Raw genomic sequence first — 18,093 nt, 5'->3', positions numbered from 1 at the left:
AGGCAAGAAAGAAAACTTGCCTGTTTTGGTTGTTATTATTGTTGCTTAATGCCGTATTTTTTATTGAAACGATCAACACGTCCGCCAGCTTCAGCGAATTTTTGACGTCCTGTATAGAATGGGTGGCATTCAGAACAAGTTTCAACACGGATCTCTTTTTGAACAGACCCTGTTTCGAACTCGTTACCGCAAGCACATTTCACCATTGCTTTATTGTAATTTGGATGAATTCCTGCTTTCATTCTTTTCATCTCCTTCCGCCCTGAATCATACTGAAACAGAGTATATAGTACGGGCAATCATGATGATGCCGTATAATCTAAAAACACACTGGAATTATTATAACAAGGGCAAACCCATTTTGCAATATTTGATTTCCTGTTTCCTTAGAAAGGGAAATAATTGGTTAAAAAAATCCCCTATGATATTACTTAACTCCGTTTTTCTTTGCCTTCATTTCCTCTGAAAGATTAGCGAAAAATTCCTCATTTGATTTTGTCTGTCTTAGCTTGCGCAAGAATTTCTCGGCAAAATCAGGTGAATCAGACATTGATTTTCTAATTGCCCAAAGCTTGTCCAAATGATCCTTCTGGATAAGAAGCTCCTCTTTACGCGTTCCTGAACGGCGGATATCGATCGCAGGGAAAATTCTGCGTTCAGCAAGTGAACGATCAAGATGAAGCTCCATGTTTCCTGTCCCTTTAAATTCTTCATAGATCACATCATCCATACGCGAACCCGTATCAACAAGAGCTGTGGCAAGAATGGTTAAGCTTCCGCCTTCTTCAATATTACGGGCCGCACCGAAGAAACGCTTCGGACGGTGGAAAGCAGCTGGGTCAATCCCCCCTGATAAAGTTCTTCCACTAGGCGGGATTACAAGGTTGTAGGCTCTTGCTAGCCTAGTAATACTGTCCATTAAAATGACAACGTCACGTTTATGTTCAACAAGACGCATTGCGCGTTCAAGCACAAGCTCTGCCACTTTAATGTGATTTTCTGGAACCTCATCAAATGTCGAGCTAACGACATCCCCTGCAACAGAACGTTCAATATCTGTTACTTCCTCTGGACGCTCATCAATCAATAACACGATTAACTCAACGTCAGGATGATTCGTTGTAATACTATTGGCAATTTCCTTTAAGAGCATCGTTTTCCCAGCTTTTGGCGGGGCAACAATCAATCCGCGCTGACCAAATCCTACCGGAGCAAGCACATCCATAATTCTAGTTGATAAATGCTTAGGCGTAGTTTCAAGCTTCATCTGTAAATCTGGATATAAAGGAGTTAATCCAGGGAAATGCACACGTTCCTTCGCTGTTTCTGGGTCATCTCCGTTAACAGCTTCTACTTGAAGAAGGCCAAAATAGCGTTCATTCTCTTTCGGCGGACGAACTTTCCCAGAAACCTTATCTCCATTTCTTAAATCGAAGCGGCGGATCTGAGAAGCGGAAATATAAATGTCCTCAGAGCTTGGAGAATAGTTGATTGGGCGTAAAAAACCAAAGCCTTCTGACTGAATGATTTCAAGGACACCTTCCATAAAGAAGTAGCCTTCCTTTTCTGCACGAGCCTTTAAAATAGCAAATATTAATTCCTTTTTTGTTAATTTACTGTAATAAGATACTTTATATTCACGCGCAAGCTCATAAAGCTCTTTCAGCTTCATATTTTCTAAACTTGAAATATTTAATCCCATATAGACACCACACTTTTGAATTTTCAATCTCTTTTTCGATATACGCACAAATAAAACCATAAATATGGAATAGAAAAAGGGATTTTGTTTTTACCTGAGGTAATGAATTCTACTAAAAGTAAATAAAGAACCGAGGATAGACCGAAAAAAGGAGCTATATTTCTATCATTACTAAGTTGAATGAGCATTTTTTTGAGGATTCCTCTACTACTTGAAAAGCAATTTCTATTTTACCCCTTAATACGAGGTTTCACAACTATATTTTATATTGAAGAAATAAGGAAGGAGTAATGAAATGATAGGTCTGGCTCTTCGCCAGACCTTTTTTATTAGCTATTTTTGCAAAAAACATTCTTACTAATTAAACATAATCGGCAGAGACTGACTTCCGTTCCGGTCAACTAAGCCTTTGGCATTAACGAATAACAAGATTTGGTTTTTTCTTCAGGCTATGACGGCCTTCGATAAAACGTACTGTTCCTGATTTTGCACGCATAACGATTGAATGCGTAGAGCCGTAAGAGCCTTTAAATTGAACACCCCTTAACAGCTCGCCATCAGTTACACCAGTAGCAGCAAAAATGGCATCATCGCCTTTTACTAGATCTTCCATAAGAAGAACCTTGTTTATATCTAGCCCCATTTTCTGACAGCGCTCAATTTCAGTATCATTTTGCGGAATTAGCTTTCCTTGGATTTCTCCTCCAAGGCATTTTAAAGCAACTGCTGCTAGTACACCTTCAGGAGCCCCGCCAGAACCAAACAAAATGTCTACGCCTGTATGATCAAAAGCTGTGTTAATTGCACCAGCCACATCCCCATCATTAATCAGCTTAATTCTTGCCCCTGCTTCACGAAGCTGGCTGATGATATAATCATGTCTTGGACGATTTAATACAGTTGCAACAACATCAGAAATATCTTTGTTCTTTGCCTTTGCGACAGCTTTCAGGTTATCAATAACTGAGGCATTAATATCAATTTGACCCACTGCTTCAGGACCTACAGCAATTTTGTCCATGTACATATCAGGTGCATGAAGCAAATTGCCATGGTCAGCAATAGCCAAAACTGCTAAAGCATTCCAGCCACCAGATGCAACAATATTTGTTCCTTCAAGTGGATCGACAGCGACATCTACGCGAGGACCATAGCCAGTACCAAGCTTTTCTCCAATATAAAGCATTGGTGCTTCATCCATTTCCCCTTCACCAATAACAACCGTTCCCTTCATCGGAACTGTATCAAACACATCTCGCATCGCAGAAGTTGCTGCATCATCCGCCTCATCCTTTTTCCCTCTCCCCATCCAACGGGCAGACGCTAAAGCAGCACCCTCTGTTACACGGACAAGTTCCATTGTTAAACTGCGTTCCATCTTTATTTCCCCCTCAACCTCATAGCTGTATTCTTATTTGTCTAGTTTCCGGCTTCGCCTATCTTTGTCTAGCTTCGGCTCCTAGCCCCTCGAGGTCATAAGCCGTTCCGACGTGAAGGTTAAAGGACAACCTTCTCGCCGGATCGTCTTATGCTTGTCGGGGCTGGGCAGTCGCCTCCGCTTTTCTTTGTCTAGGCGTTTTTGATTTGCTCTTGCTCTTCTTGTGTTAAATTTTCACGCCAAATGGTTGCCCCAAGGCCATTTAATTTTTCAACGAGATGACTGTACCCACGGTCAATATGCTCGACTCCAGTTACTTCTGTTACACCTTCAGCCATTAGGCCCGCAATGACCAATGCAGCACCTGCACGCAGGTCACTAGCCTTCACTTTTGCTCCTTGAAGCTTTACTGGACCATGTATAATCGCAGATCGGCCTTCAACCTTAATATTCGCATTCATTCTTCTTAATTCATCTATATGCTTAAAACGGGCACTATAAATTGTATCTGTTACCATGCTTGTCCCAGCTGCATTCGTTAACAGCGTCGTAATGGGCTGCTGAAGATCTGTTGGGAACCCCGGATAGACAAGCGTTTTAATATCTACCGCTTTCATTTGATCTGCGGGTCCGACAAAGACTTGATCATCTCCTGCTTCGATTTTCACGCCCATTTCCCGAAGCTTGGCAATTAATGACTCAAGATGCTGAGGAATTACATTATCAATTAAAACCCCTTCACCCACTGCCGCTCCTAGTATCATGTACGTTCCAGCCTCTATACGATCAGGAATAATGGTATGCTGGCAGCCATGAAGCTGGTCAACTCCATCAATCCGAATAACATCCGTACCAGCACCCTTAATTTTTGCGCCCATATTTGTTAACAATGTAGCCACGTCAATAATTTCCGGCTCTTTAGCTGCATTTTCAATAATCGTTCTTCCTTTTGCTCTTACCGCAGCGAGCATAATATTGATTGTAGCACCAACACTAACAACATCCAGGTAAATTCTTGCTCCAATAAGCTCATCCGCTCGCAAGTAAATGGCACCCTGCTCATTTGTCACCTTTGCACCAAGAGCTTCAAAGCCTTTGATATGCTGATCTATTGGTCTCGGTCCAAGATGGCACCCACCAGGAAGACCAATAACTGCCTTCTTAAATCGGCCAAGCATGGCACCCATTAAATAATAAGAGGCACGCAGTTTTTTTACTTTTCCATTCGGCAAAGGCATGGAAATCATAGAAGATGGATCAACAGTCATATCACTCTCATCAAAGCTGACCGTACCCCCAAGTTCCTCAAGCAGTCCCTTTAAAATTTGAACATCCGAAATATTTGGCAGCCCTTCAATCGTGACGGGGGAATCAGCCAGTATCGTAGCCGGTATTAAAGCCACAGCACTATTTTTCGCCCCGCTAATTCGAACCGTTCCTTTTAAAGGATAACCGCCTGCAATCATAAGCTTTTCCATTGTTAACTCCCTTCTAAGCCGTATGTGTAAGAAAACACTGTGCGTGTTTGTAAAATCAAGTAAATAGGCTTATCCTTATTATGCAATAGTTCCATGGTAATAAGTCTACCTTCAATAAGTATATGGATGAAATTACCAAGTGTTTTTTGCGTATCCCGACAATATCCACATCATCTAGTTTACACGAAAAAATAAATCTCATGTATGGATATGCAAAAAAGTTTAAAATAAGCCTAAAGGCCCAGAAAAAAGTGTTTTTCTCAGCCTTTTCTTTATGTTGCATCGTAAACTAATTTCTTTTTATGAACGAGAATTCCAATCTGCTAGGAAAGCTTCAATGCCCTTAGCTGTTAGCGGATGGTTGAATAATTGCTGGATTACTTTATAAGGAACGGTTGCAATATGCGCCCCTCTTAAAGCTGCATCTGTTACATGCTGTGGATGTCTAATAGATGCTGCAATAATTTCTGTTGAGATATCGTGAATCGCAAAAATTTCTGCGATTGTAGAAATAAGGTCAAGACCATTATGACCGATATCATCCAGTCTTCCTACGAATGGAGAAACATAAGTCGCACCTGCTCTTGCAGCAAGCAATGCTTGATTTGCACTGAAAATGAGCGTAACGTTTGTTTTAATGCCTTCTTTTGAAAAAGCATGCACAGCTTTTAATCCATCTGGAGTCATTGGCACTTTAATCGTAATATTAGGGGCAATCGCTGCTAATTCTTTTCCTTCTTTGATCATTCCCTCTGCATCAAGTGCGATGACCTCTGCACTTACTGAACCTGGAACAAGTGCTGTAATTTCACGAAGACGATCCTCAAAAGAAACATTTTTTTCCTTCGCTACGAGGGATGGATTAGTTGTTACACCTGCAACCACACCAAGTGAGAACGCTTCTTTAATTTCTTCCATATTTGCTGTATCGATAAAAAATTTCATTAGTAATTCCTCCTGATAGTAATTATTTTTTAAATGCTATATTCATAAACATTGTATCTAAATACACTGTAGTTGGTAGAGGTTGATTTGCGCTTCAGGTTGCTCGCTTTCCACAGGGTGGGCGGTGAGCCTCACACCTTCCGCTCCAATCAACCAAGCTATTTTCCACAATAATTATTAATATAACTGTTGCATCAACAATAACCTTTTAGAAAAGTCCCTTCAAAAATGGTGACAAATGAATGGAAACCGCCTGCTGATTAAGAGGCGGTTTCCACTTCAAATAGATGTTATTAAGCTTTGCCAGAAGAACCGAATTCACGCATCTTTCCAATGACTGTTTCCTTGATTTTATCGCGTGCTGGCCCTAAATATTTGCGTGGATCATACATATTTGGATTCGCTGCTAAAACTTCACGAACCGTATTCGCAGAAGCAATTTGATTCTCCGTATTTACATTAATTTTTGCTGTACCTAGAGAAATTGCTTTTTGAATGTCTTTTGTTGGGATTCCTGTTCCGCCATGAAGAACGAGTGGAACACCTGTCAGGTTCCCAATCTCCTCCATTTCAGCAAAACCAAGATTTGGCTCCCCTTTATATGGACCATGCACAGAACCTAGTGCAGGTGCTAAGCAATCAATCTTCGTACGCTTTACAAGTTCGTCACACTCTTTTGCATCCGCATAAATAACGCCGTCTGCAACGACATCATCTTCCTGTCCGCCAACCGTACCTAATTCAGCCTCAACAGATACTCCTTTTGCGTGCGCATATTCAACTACTTTTGAAGTAGTTGCGATATTTTCCTCAAATGGGTCATGTGAAGCATCAATCATGACAGATGTGAAGCCAGCATCAATCGCTTCCTTACATTTATCATAACTTGATCCATGATCTAAGTGAATTGCAACTGGAACGGTAATTTTATAATCTTCAAGTAAGCCTTCTACCATTTTGACAACCGTTTTAAATCCACCCATGTAACGGGCAGCACCTTCAGAGACACCTAGAATAACAGGGGATTTTTCCTCCTCTGCTGCTAGAAGAATCGCTTGAGTAAACTCAAGATTGTTTAAGTTAAATTGACCTACTGCATAGCCCTCGGCTTTTCCTTTATTAAGCATGTCAGTCATTGAAACTAAAGGCATCTTTTTTCCTCCTTAAAATTAAACGGTTTATTTGCGCGGATTCTTATTAAAGTCTTTCCTTCATATGAAATGAATATGTACAGTTGTCCGCGCTTAAGAAAAGCATTTCGTTTGGAATTCATTTGTATCATACCAAAACAGAAAAAGAATTGCCATTAATCGAATGCTTTTTTACTATTTTAATACAGAGAAAAGAAGCCTCATTTACATGGGCTTCTTATAATGTATTAGATAATGGCAAATATTCTTTAACAGCTGAACGAATATCATCAATATCGAAGGGCTTTGCAAAATGGGTAAGGGCACCTAAATCCTTCGCTTCCTGAATCATATCTAGTTCTCCATAGGCTGTCATAATAATTACGCGGATTTCTTTATCGATGACTCTCATTCGCTTCAATATTTCAATACCGTCCATTCCAGGTATTTTCATATCTAGCAAAACTAAATCAGGTGAATGCTTTGAGACAATTTCGAGCGCCTGAATGCCATTTGCTGCCTGGTATGTATTATACCCTTCCTTTTGTAATACCTCATTCAGTAAAATCCGAATTCCAAATTGATCATCAACAATTAAGATTTTCCCCTTCATTAAGCCACCTCTTCCCTTCGTATAAGTGAAACTCAATCAATGCGGGTTTCCCTTCATCCCCCATTGATTATTAGCTGAACCAATCGGGCATTTGCCTGCTGTTAGATCTCTAGCTTAGATTTTAACTTCTTGTTTGGATCTTACAGCCCGTTAGTCTGCGATAAATGATTGTTCTTACTTTCTACCTATGATGTCCTGCTGGCTATTCAATTACTCCCCTTCCTATAATTCTACTCCATTCCTGTCAATTCCTGCCTGTTTTTTTAATTCTAAGCCATTATTTTACCTTTTACTCTACATTCCTTATAATTAGACATGATTTAAAATGAAACAATTGTATAAGGAGAGAGAAGATGCTAAAAATGTTTTCTACCCAGCTTTCTGGGTTGTTTAAAAGAATACAGGATAAAGAAGAACTGGCAATGGAGGACAGTGCACGTCTGCTTGCACAAGCTGTCATCGGAAGCGGAAAATTATACATATTTGCTGAAAATGAAATGAAAGCCGTTGCTTATGAAGCAGCAGAAAGTCAGGAGCCTTTAAGAAAAGGAGTCATTTGGAATGCTGATGATAAGTTAGATGACATTTCCGAGACAGACAGATTTTTAATCGTCTCTAGATATTCAACAGATGAAGAAGCAGTCAAATTAGGAAATTTTTTAGCAGAAAAGCAGATTCCTTTTGTTGCTATCTCCACCGCTGTATCTGAAGAAGAGGAGAACTTGGTTAATCTCGCGGATGTTCATATTAATTTATCTCTTACAAAAGGGCTTCTCCCTGACGAAGAAGGAAACCGCTTTGGTTTCCCATCATCAATGGCTGCATTATTTGTCTATTATGGAATCCGCTTCACCATAGAGGAAATCCTTGCAGAATATGAGTAATTCATGAGCAGATTGGCTGCTAAGCAGGTTAGTTCCTATTAAAAATCTACTATTTTTGCATTTTATAGGCCACTTCGAGTAATTTACGGGCCACTTTCAATGATTTATCGACCAAAATAGAAACCCCCGCCAAATTAGCGGGGGTTTTTCCATTACTTCTCGCTGAATTGTAATGCTGCACCAACAAATTCGCGGAACAATGGCTGTGGACGATTTGGTCTTGAAATAAATTCCGGATGGAATTGAGATGCCACAAACCATGGATGGTCTTTAATTTCAATAATTTCGACTAGGCGGCCGTCAGGGCTAGTCCCAGAGAATACAAAACCTGCATCCTCCATTTCTTGACGGTAATGATTATTGAACTCGTAGCGATGACGATGACGTTCATACACAACTTCATCCTGATAAGCATGGTAAGCCTTCGTCTCTTCGATTAATTTACAAGCTTGCAATCCAAGTCGAAGCGTTCCGCCAAGATCCTCTACATCCTTTTGTTCTGGAAGAAGGTCAATAATCGGATGCTCTGTTGATGGATCAATTTCCGCGGAATGTGCTCCTTTAAGATTTAACACATTTCTTGCAAACTCAATCGATGCCAGCTGCATACCTAAGCAAATGCCAAGGAATGGCTTTTTATGTTCACGAGCATATTGGATCGCAAGAATTTTCCCTTCAATTCCTCGATCTCCGAATCCGCCAGGCACAAGTACGCCATCTGCATCCTTCAATAAATCTGTCACATTGCTTTCAGTAACCTCTTCTGCATTAATCCAGTCCACTGCGATATCGGAATCATGTGCATACCCAGCATGCTTCAATGCTTCAACTACTGAAATATACGCATCCTGCAATTCAACATATTTACCGACAAGCGCTATTCTCGTTGTCTTCGATAAGTTAGTTACTTTTTCAACTAACTGCTTCCATTCCGTCATGTCTGCTTCTCCACAGTCTAACTTTAAATGGTCGCAGACAATCTTATCAAGATTTTGATCCTGAAGAGCTAACGGAATGGAATATAATGTGTCCGCATCACGGCATTCAATTACCGCATCTTTATCAATATCACAGAATAAAGCAAGCTTGTCCTTCATATCTTGAGAGATTGGCATTTCTGTACGAACAACAATGACGTTTGGCTGGATGCCCAAGCTTCTTAGTTCTTTTACACTATGCTGTGTTGGCTTTGTTTTCATTTCTCCAGCAGCTTTAATATAAGGCACCAATGTACAGTGAACATACATTACATTGTCACGGCCTACATCGCTTTTAATTTGACGGATAGCTTCTAAAAATGGAAGAGATTCAATATCTCCTACTGTACCGCCAATTTCAGTGATAACAACATCTGAATTTGTTTCATGACCCGCGCGGAAAACACGGTCTTTAATTTCATTTGTAATATGCGGAATGACCTGAACCGTTCCGCCATTATAATCTCCGCGGCGTTCCTTCCGAAGCACAGTTGAGTAGATCTTCCCTGTTGTTACACTGCTGTATTTTGTTACATTGATGTCAACAAAGCGCTCATAGTGCCCTAAGTCTAAATCTGTTTCTGCTCCATCACCCGTTACGAAAACTTCACCATGCTGGTAAGGACTCATTGTCCCTGGATCTACATTTATATAGGGATCAAACTTTTGAATCGTTACCGATAATCCTCTGTTTTTCAACAGTCTTCCAAGTGATGCTGCTACAATACCCTTTCCTAGTGACGACACAACGCCGCCTGTCACAAAAATATACTTCGTCATCATAATTCCCCCTTAAGTATCAGTTTGTACAAATTTGCCTTTATTTAAAGACATAATTAAAGAAATCATTCTTGCCGGTTGTCCAAGCATGATGTTGCTGTTTTCGTAAACATTGCTGCCATTAAATAACAAAGTTAGCAGGGGGTGACTTCCGCTCCAGGTTGCTCGCTTTCCGCGGGGTGGGCGGTGAGCCTCCTCGGCACTTTAGTGCCTGTGGGGTCTCACCTGTCCCACTCCTCCCGCAGGAGTCTCGCACCTTCTGCTCCAGTCAACCAAGCCATTTTACTGCTAAAGTTCATTCACAACTAAGTTAAAAGACAACAATCTTTCAGAAAAGAGCTTTGATTTTAGAGGGTCTAGCGATGCAATAAAAAATAAAAAGCGCTCCGCTTACTTAATAAAAGTAAGGGAGCGCTGTACGTGTATAATGAATCGTTCCTTTTTAAAAGGAGCCCAAAAATGATTCTACAAGCCTGCTAGGAAAAAGTCAAGATTATAAATCTTCTTCTTCCTCTTCATCAAGATCATCATCCTCTAGATCTTCGTCTTCATCATCCAGGTCAAATTCTTCATCCTTATCAAGAAGATCCTCATCTATATCCTCTTCATCTTCAATCAAATCATCATCATCGTCGTCGAGTAAATCTTCTTCATCCAAATCGTCAATATCATCATAATCAATTTCATCTTCATCTAAATCATCAAAATCATCAAGGTCTAAATCATCATCATCCGATGCCTTTTTCGCCTTTTTCTTCTTCGGCTTAATATCTGTGACCACTTCTTCTTCTACTTGATCAATTGGATACCAAACACGAAGACCCCAAGTGTTGTCTCCTAAGCCTAAAAAACGGCCATCAATATTTAAATCTGTATAAAATTGGGCAATTTTTGTTCTAACTTGCTCGTCTGAAAGCTCAAGAAGATTTGTAAGTTCATCCATAATGACCTTGAAAGGCAAAGCTTCTTTTCTTCCCTTTAATAACTCATATGCGATTTCAATTAAAGACATTTCTTGCAATTGTTCTTTCGAGTACTCTTGTAAACTCACTATTCGCACGTCCTTTCTCTATGTAACACCTTCAGCGCTTTTCTCTGAAGGGAAAATTAACAAAAAAATATTAAAGATAATTATTATTTCTGCTTTTATTTGCATGCTCTAAAATGCATATTCTTCATTATAAACAAAATTTTTCTGTTTATGCTAGCTATATCTGTTGTTTTTCTTCTCTTTTTCTTCTTCATCACACTGATTCGGTTTTTTTGAGAGCTGTTTGTAGGCTAAAATAAAGAAGTAAATGGATAGTAATAAAAACGGGATTGCCCCTAATTGTCTCTGATATAGATAGACGGTTCCAATACAAACCCCTATTAGTCCAATAAAAACGAAAATTCGTTTCACTCATTCCACACCCTGCTCTTTCAAATCTGTGAAGTTTACACTTAACTATATTCGATTATATCGAATTCACGCAGGAAAGTATAAGTAAGGAATGAATTTTTTTGAAATTGACATGTGAACGCTACTGGTTCATCCCGATAAGCGTAAGAAAATCCTGCTGGGAGACACAGCTAGACAAAAGGAAATCGGCTGCAGTGCCGATTTCCTCCCAGTCCCCTATTTAAAATTACATATTCCTTCTATACTGACCCCCAACTTCATAAAGAGCCCTTGTTATTTGGCCAAGACTTGCCACTTTGACTGTCTCCATCAGTTCAGCAAAAATATTTCCTCCGCTGACCGCTGTTTCCTTCAAACATTTTAGCGCATCTTCTGTTTTCTCTTTGTTTCGATTCTGGAAGCTGCGCAAATTTTGGATTTGTGTTTCCTTTTCTTCCTTCGTAGCCCTTGCCAGCTCCATGTTGTTCATATCATCCTCGGATGGAGGATTTGGGTTTAAATACGTGTTAACGCCAATAATTGGCAGTTCGCCCGTATGCTTTCGCATTTCGTAATACATCGATTCATCTTGGATTTTCCCGCGCTGGTACTGTGTTTCCATTGCACCGAGCACACCGCCGCGATCATTGATTCTTTCGAACTCTTGTAGCACCTGCTCCTCTACAAGATCTGTTAATTCATCAATAATAAATGCCCCTTGCAGTGGATTTTCATTTTTCGTTAAACCATGCTCTTTTGTAATAATCATTTGAATCGCCATTGCACGGCGGACAGATTCCTCTGTCGGCGTAGTAATGGCCTCATCATACGCGTTCGTATGCAAAGAATTGCAGTTATCATGCAGAGCCATCAAAGCTTGCAAGGTCGTACGAATATCGTTGAAATCAATTTCCTGCGCATGAAGCGAGCGTCCTGATGTTTGAATATGGTACTTAAGCTTCTGGCTGCGTTCATTTGCTCCATACTTATTTCTCATTACCGTTGCCCAAATACGGCGTGCCACGCGGCCTAGCACCGTATATTCAGGATCCAGTCCATTTGAGAAGAAGAACGATAAATTTGGTGCAAAATCATTGATATTCATTCCTCTGCTTAAATAATACTCTACATACGTAAAGCCGTTTGCAAGTGTAAAGGCAAGCTGTGAAATTGGATTAGCTCCTGCTTCCGCAATATGGTAACCGGAAATAGAAACAGAGTAATAATTACGAACCTTTTGGTCAATGAAATACTGCTGAATATCTCCCATCATTCTTAGTGCAAACTCAGTGGAGAAAATACATGTATTCTGGCCTTGATCTTCTTTTAATATGTCTGCCTGAACAGTACCTCTAACGGTTTGCAATGTAAGAGCCCTAACCTCCGCAAATTCCGCTTCTGTTAAAATACGGCCAAGCTCTTGTTCCTTCGCCTCGATTTGCTGTTCAATTGCTGTATTCATAAACATCGCAAGAATAATTGGCGCTGGGCCATTGATTGTCATTGAAACAGATGTGGATGGATGACAGAGGTCAAAGCCTGCATAAAGCTTTTTCATATCATCTAACGTACAAATGCTGACTCCGCTTTCCCCTACTTTTCCATAAATATCTGGACGGTAATCTGGATCCTCTCCATATAAAGTAACCGAGTCGAATGCCGTGCTTAAACGTTTTGCCGAATCGTCCTTCGATAAATAATGGAAGCGGCGATTCGTTCTTTCCGGCGTTCCTTCTCCAGCAAATTGCCGCTTCGGATCTTCTCCCTCTCGCTTAAACGGGAAAACCCCAGCAGTATATGGGAATGACCCAGGTACATTTTCTCTATACACCCAGCGGATAATTTCTCCATAATCCTTATATTTCGGCAGTGCAACCTTTGGAATCGAAAGGCCAGATAGACTTCTCGTCTTTAAAATAGTAACGATTTCTTTATCACGTATTTTGGTAACAAACTGTTCACCCGTGTACTTCTTCGTTAAGTCTTCCCAGCCGTCAAGAATTTTCTTCGTTTCTTGAGTAAGCTTTGCTTCAGTGTCTGCTTTAACCTTTTCTAATGCTGCAAGAACTTCCTCATTTGTATCCTGCTCACGAACAGCAAGCAGTGCACCTTCAAGCTGGAATAGCTTGCGGGCAAGTTCAGCTTGTTCATTTGCCTTCTTATGATAATTGCGAACAGCTTCAGAAACTTCTCTTAAATAGTAGCGCTGCTCATTTGGGATAATGACGTTTTGCTTTTCAACACGGGCATTTTTTGAAAAAGAGGTTTGCCAATCTGTTCTGGACTTTTCATTGATCTTCTCGATTAAAGCTGCGAATACAGCGTTCGTCCCTGGATCATTGAACTGACTTGCAATCGTTCCATATACCGGCATTTCATCCATTTCTTTTTCGAACAGCATATGGCTTCTTTGATATTGCTTCTGAACTTGCCGTCTCGCATCCTCTGAGCCTTTTCGTTCGAATTTATTGATAACAATCAAATCAGCATAGTCAATCATATCGATTTTTTCAAGCTGGGATGGGGCACCAAATTCACTCGTCATGACATACATGGAAACGTCGCAAATTTCAGTTATTTCAGCATCCCCTTGCCCTATTCCGCTTGTCTCAACAACAATGAGATCAAAGCCGGCCGCTTTGACGACAGAAATCGCGTCCTTAATAGCAAGTGAAAGCTCACTTTTTGATTGTCTTGTTGCTAAACTGCGCATGTACACACGAGGATTGAAAATCGCATTCATTCGAATACGGTCACCAAGAAGGGCCCCGCCTGTTTTTTGTTTCGTCGGGTCAACTGATAGAATTGCAACCTTCTTTTCTGGAATTTCATTGATAAAACGGCGAATTAATTCATCTGTTAATGAGCTTTTTCCCGCTCCTCCCGTACCGGTAATCCCCAGAACCGGAACAGACTTCTCTAATGTTTTCACCTTTTCCATCACTGAATTGAGTGCGGCTGCTGTTTCTTTTTCCATGCTGACATGGTGCTCGGCAAGCGTAATCAGCTTGGCAACAGCATTAACCTGCCCAACTTGAAGTTTTTCAATATGCTCCGTTGCTTCTGTATCGAATGTTGGGAAATCACATTCCTCAAGCATCACATTGATCATGCCTTGCAGTCCGTTTTGGCGCCCATCTTCTGGAGAAAAGATTTTTGCAATTCCGTATTCATGAAGCTCCTTAATTTCCTTTGGAATAATAACGCCGCCCCCGCCGCCATAAATCCGGATGTGCGGCGCGCCTTTTTCCTTTAAAAGGTCGTACATATATTTAAAGTATTCAACATGTCCTCCCTGGTAGGAAGAAATCGCGATCCCTTGTACATCCTCTTGAATAGCTGCATTGACCACCTCTTCAACTGAACGGTTATGTCCAAGATGAATGACCTCTGCCCCGCTTGCCTGAATAATTCTTCTCATAATATTAATGGAGGCATCATGACCATCAAAAAGACTGGAAGCTGTTACAAAACGAATATGATTCTTTGGCTTATAAACTTCTAGATTACTCATTCTTCTCCCCCTCTATTAGATTGATTGCTTATCTAGCATGTTTTATGGTTTATCGAGCAACTCCGTTTAGTTATCTAGTAACTTTGTTCAGTTATCTCGCAATCCGCACTGTTTATCTAGCAATTCTGAAAATTTTTCAGCCATTTGCCCATTTCCCTCTATATCTGCTGTACTTTTTCATTGATTATTCCTTGAAAAAGCAAATCGGTTTGCAGCTTAATATAATCATCGATTGTGTAGATTTTCTTCAATGACCAGCGGCGGAATGCCCACATTTGCCCTTGGACAAAGATATTATGAGCAATCATTTTGACCTGCTCCTCCGTTAGATCTAATTCACCATTTTCTACACAGCCATTTATAACCTGCTCAAACATTTCAACCATTTCAAGTTCCTTCTTGAGAACATAAGGCAAAGCATCCTTTGATAAGGATTTTACTTCCTGATACATGACGAGAACCTCATCCTGCATCTCATCAACCACTCGGAAATAACCAGCAATGCCAATCCTTAAGCTTTCAAGTGTGCCCCGGTTTGTATCAAGATCTTCCTGCAGGCGTTCGCTTACCTGATCATAAATGCTGTCACACACAAGATATAAGACATCTTCCTTCGTCCGAATGTACTCATATAAGGTGCCGATGCTAAATCCGGAAGCCTTGGCAATTTCTCTTGTTGTTGTGCGGTGGAACCCTTTTTGAATAAAAAGGGTTACCGCACCTTTAATCATTTGATCTCGCCTCTTTTTAACGAGCCGTTCGTCTTTCACAGACGCTTGTACTTCACGTTTTTTCACTTTACCTACCGCCTTTTTCAATCCCCAATTTCGAGTATGCCTTTAGGGCAAGTTTTCAGCAGGTTTGGCAGACTAAGACGATCTAGATCTTCGAGGAAACCCCGCTTTAAAACTCTTTTTGCATGCAAGCCTTATTTCGTCAGCATGCGAGAAATAACGAGACGCTGAATTTCTTGTGTCCCTTCATAAATCTGAGTGATTTTTGCATCACGCATAAAGCGCTCAACTGGATAATCCTTTGTATAGCCGTAGCCGCCAAAAATTTGCACAGCATCTGTCGTTACCTTCATTGCCGTATCTCCCGCAAGCAATTTAGACATCGCTGATTCTTTTCCATACGGTAAGCCTTCAGATTCAAGCCATGCTGCTTGATAGGTTAATAACCTTGAAGCTTCCACACTAGTTGCCATGTCTGCCAGCTTAAAGCCAATGCCTTGCTGGGCTGCAATCGGCTTTCCGAATTGCACTCGCTCCTTTGCATATTCAATTGAAGCATCTAATGCACCTTGAGCAATCCCAACCGCTTGTGCGGCAATTCCATTGCGTCCGCCATCAAGCGTCATCATTGCAATCTTGAAGCCTTCTCCTACTTCACCTAGCACATTTTCAACAGGTACCTTGCAGTTATCAAAAATGATTTCTGTTGTTGGTGAAGAACGAATGCCTAGCTTTTTCTCCTTTTTGCCGACTGAAAAGCCTTCAAAGTCTGATTCGATAATAAATGCAGTTGTTCCCTTATGCTTTGAAGACGGATCTGTTAGCGCAAAGACGACGTAAATATCAGCAATTCCGCCATTTGTAATAAAAATTTTCGAGCCATTTAAAATATAGTGTTCCCCTTCAAGACGTGCAGTCGTTTTCATTCCGCCTGCATCTGAACCGCTCCCAGGCTCTGTTAAGCCGTAGCCGCCAATTTTCTCTCCTTGGGCCATCGGTTTTAAGTATTTTTGCTTTTGCTCTTCACTGCCGAACTTATAAATTGGCCAGCCTGCAAGAGAAGTATGTGCAGATAAAGTCACGCCTGTTGAGGCACAGACTCTGGAAAGCTCTTCTACAGCAATACAATAGGCTAAATAATCGCTGCCAATGCCGCCGTACTCTTCAGGCCATGGAATACCTGTTAAACCAAGCTCAGCCATCTTATCGAAAATCTCACGGTCAAAACGCTCTTCCTCATCTCGCTCAGCTGCTGTTGGAGCTACTTCATTTTTCGCAAAATCACGTACCATTTTTCGGATCATTTCATGTTCTTCAGTTAATTGAAAGTTCATCTCACTTATCCTCCATTAATGATGGTATTTGTTTTACAGCTGTTTGCTAATAACAATTCGTTGAATTTCACTTGTTCCCTCATAAATTTCAGTAATTTTTGCATCACGGAAATAACGTTCAACTGGGTAATCCTCTGTATAGCCGTAGCCGCCAAATACCTGGATTGCATCTGTCGTTACTTCCACTGCCGTTCTTGAGGCATAAAGCTTGGCCATTGACGCTTCTTTCCCGCATTTAACCCCTCTTTGGCGAAGGTCTGCCGCACGGTAGATTAATAGCTTCGCAGCTTCCACACTTGTTGCCATATCTGCCAGCTTAAACCCAATACCTTGCTGAGCTGCAATTGGCTTGCCAAATTGAACACGTTCCTTTGCATACCCTGTTGCAGCCTTGAGTGCTGCCTCTGCTATTCCAAGCGCCTGCGCGGCAATTCCGATGCGGCCGACGTCAAGGTTAGCCATAGCAATTTTAAACCCTTGCCCTTCTTCACCAAGCAGGTTCTCTGCCGGAACACGCATGTCCTCAAAGCTAAGCTGCAGTGTTCTTGATCCATGCAGCCCCATTTTATGCTCATCCTTCCCGATCACGAGACCAGGCGTATCTTTCTCAACGATGAACGCTGAAATTCCTTTGCTGCCAAGCTCAGGATTGGTGGAAGCGAAAACGATATAAATATCTGCTTCCCCGCCGTTTGTAATAAATACTTTGGATCCATTGATGATATAATGGTCGCCATCTTTACGCGCTTTTGATTTTAGGCCCCCTGCATCTGATCCTGCACTCGGTTCAGTTAAACAGAACGCGCCAAGATATTCACCTGATGCCAGTTTTGGCACGTACTTTTGCTTTTGCTCTTCTGTTCCAAAATAAACGATTGGGTTTGTTCCCACAGATGTATGAACAGATAAAATCACGCCAACCGTCGCACTCACTTTTGAAAGCTCGTTTATTGCAATGATATACGAGGTAAAATCCATTTCAGATCCGCCGTATTGCTCAGGAATTGGAATCCCCATCAATCCTAGCTCTCCCATTTTGCGGAGGATTTCACGCGGGAACTCCCCTTGCTCCATTTTTTCAATAAAAGGTGCAATTTCTGCTTGTGCAAAGTCACGCACCATTTTTCTCATCATTTCCTGCTCTTCAGTAAATCTTAGGTTCATTCGAATCCCCTCCGGACCTCATTCTTCGGTGTTATATTAAGGCTTTTTTCTTTTCGCGGCATTTATCTGCGAAAACGGA

At 41.0% G+C, this 18,093-nt stretch carries 15 protein-coding genes; 1 reads left to right on the top strand and 14 read right to left on the bottom strand.

What is annotated here, in order from left to right; translation table 11 throughout:
* Window positions 1-35: 35 nt before the first annotated feature.
* The 7 genes from rpmE to ASU02_RS01215 all read right to left on the bottom strand — a co-directional run bounded on the left by rpmE (window position 36) and on the right by ASU02_RS01215 (window position 7,246).
* Window positions 36-242: a 50S ribosomal protein L31 gene (gene rpmE / locus ASU02_RS01245; protein ID WP_053478529.1), complete on the bottom strand. Its 207-nt coding sequence runs from the start codon at window positions 240-242 to the stop codon at window positions 36-38.
* Between the two features lie 185 nt (window positions 243-427).
* Window positions 428-1,702 carry a transcription termination factor Rho gene (gene rho, locus ASU02_RS01240; protein WP_057760142.1) on the bottom strand — a complete coding sequence of 425 codons (1,275 nt, stop codon included), beginning with the start codon at window positions 1,700-1,702 and terminating at the stop codon, window positions 428-430.
* A gap of 415 nt (window positions 1,703-2,117) precedes the next feature.
* Window positions 2,118-3,080 (bottom strand): class II fructose-bisphosphatase, encoded by a 963-nt coding sequence (glpX, locus tag ASU02_RS01235; protein WP_053478527.1) that lies wholly within the window; start codon window positions 3,078-3,080, stop codon window positions 2,118-2,120.
* Between the two features lie 191 nt (window positions 3,081-3,271).
* Complete coding sequence (locus ASU02_RS01230; protein WP_057760140.1) at window positions 3,272-4,558, bottom strand: UDP-N-acetylglucosamine 1-carboxyvinyltransferase; 1,287 nt, start codon at window positions 4,556-4,558, stop codon at window positions 3,272-3,274.
* 300 nt (window positions 4,559-4,858) lie between these two features.
* Window positions 4,859-5,503, bottom strand: coding sequence for a fructose-6-phosphate aldolase (gene fsa / locus ASU02_RS01225; RefSeq protein WP_057760138.1), 645 nt, complete (start codon window positions 5,501-5,503; stop codon window positions 4,859-4,861).
* A gap of 293 nt (window positions 5,504-5,796) precedes the next feature.
* A complete protein-coding gene (locus ASU02_RS01220; RefSeq protein WP_057760136.1) occupies window positions 5,797-6,654 on the bottom strand; it encodes a class II fructose-bisphosphate aldolase in 858 nt (285 codons plus the stop codon).
* Between the two features lie 217 nt (window positions 6,655-6,871).
* The gene (locus ASU02_RS01215) at window positions 6,872-7,246 is read right to left on the bottom strand and encodes a response regulator (RefSeq protein ID WP_057760134.1); all 375 of its coding nucleotides are present in this window, start codon (window positions 7,244-7,246) and stop codon (window positions 6,872-6,874) included.
* Window positions 7,247-7,599: 353 nt separating this feature from the next.
* Between ASU02_RS01215 and ASU02_RS01210 the strand changes: the two genes are divergently transcribed.
* The gene (locus tag ASU02_RS01210; RefSeq protein WP_057760132.1) at window positions 7,600-8,130 is read left to right on the top strand and encodes a DUF2529 domain-containing protein; all 531 of its coding nucleotides are present in this window, start codon (window positions 7,600-7,602) and stop codon (window positions 8,128-8,130) included.
* Window positions 8,131-8,282: 152 nt separating this feature from the next.
* Here ASU02_RS01210 and ASU02_RS01205 read toward each other — a convergent pair whose 3' ends face one another.
* From ASU02_RS01205 to ASU02_RS01175, 7 genes are all read right to left on the bottom strand, one after another.
* Window positions 8,283-9,887, bottom strand: coding sequence for a CTP synthase (locus tag ASU02_RS01205; RefSeq protein ID WP_057760129.1), 1,605 nt, complete (start codon window positions 9,885-9,887; stop codon window positions 8,283-8,285).
* Window positions 9,888-10,380: 493 nt separating this feature from the next.
* Window positions 10,381-10,938: a DNA-directed RNA polymerase subunit delta gene (gene rpoE, locus ASU02_RS01200; RefSeq protein ID WP_057760127.1), complete on the bottom strand. Its 558-nt coding sequence runs from the start codon at window positions 10,936-10,938 to the stop codon at window positions 10,381-10,383.
* 153 nt (window positions 10,939-11,091) lie between these two features.
* A complete protein-coding gene (locus ASU02_RS01195) occupies window positions 11,092-11,289 on the bottom strand; it encodes a hypothetical protein (protein WP_057760125.1) in 198 nt (65 codons plus the stop codon).
* A 226-nt stretch (window positions 11,290-11,515) separates the two neighbouring features.
* Window positions 11,516-14,782: a fused isobutyryl-CoA mutase/GTPase IcmF gene (icmF, locus tag ASU02_RS01190; protein WP_057760122.1), complete on the bottom strand. Its 3,267-nt coding sequence runs from the start codon at window positions 14,780-14,782 to the stop codon at window positions 11,516-11,518.
* Window positions 14,783-14,940: 158 nt separating this feature from the next.
* On the bottom strand, window positions 14,941-15,579 hold the full coding sequence (locus ASU02_RS01185; protein ID WP_057760120.1) for a TetR/AcrR family transcriptional regulator: 639 nt from the start codon (window positions 15,577-15,579) through the stop codon (window positions 14,941-14,943).
* Window positions 15,580-15,710: 131 nt separating this feature from the next.
* On the bottom strand, window positions 15,711-16,850 hold the full coding sequence (locus ASU02_RS01180; RefSeq protein ID WP_057760118.1) for an acyl-CoA dehydrogenase: 1,140 nt from the start codon (window positions 16,848-16,850) through the stop codon (window positions 15,711-15,713).
* A 33-nt stretch (window positions 16,851-16,883) separates the two neighbouring features.
* Entirely contained in the window at window positions 16,884-18,014 is a 1,131-nt protein-coding gene (locus ASU02_RS01175; protein ID WP_057760116.1) for an acyl-CoA dehydrogenase, read from the bottom strand.
* Window positions 18,015-18,093: the final 79 nt, after the last annotated feature.

Origin of the sequence: Cytobacillus praedii (genome assembly GCF_001439605.1) — a bacterium.
GTDB lineage: Bacteria > Bacillota > Bacilli > Bacillales > Cytobacillaceae > Cytobacillus > Cytobacillus praedii.
The sequence above is the reverse complement of the archived record's forward strand: the minus strand, read 5'-3'. Positions and strand labels throughout refer to the sequence as shown.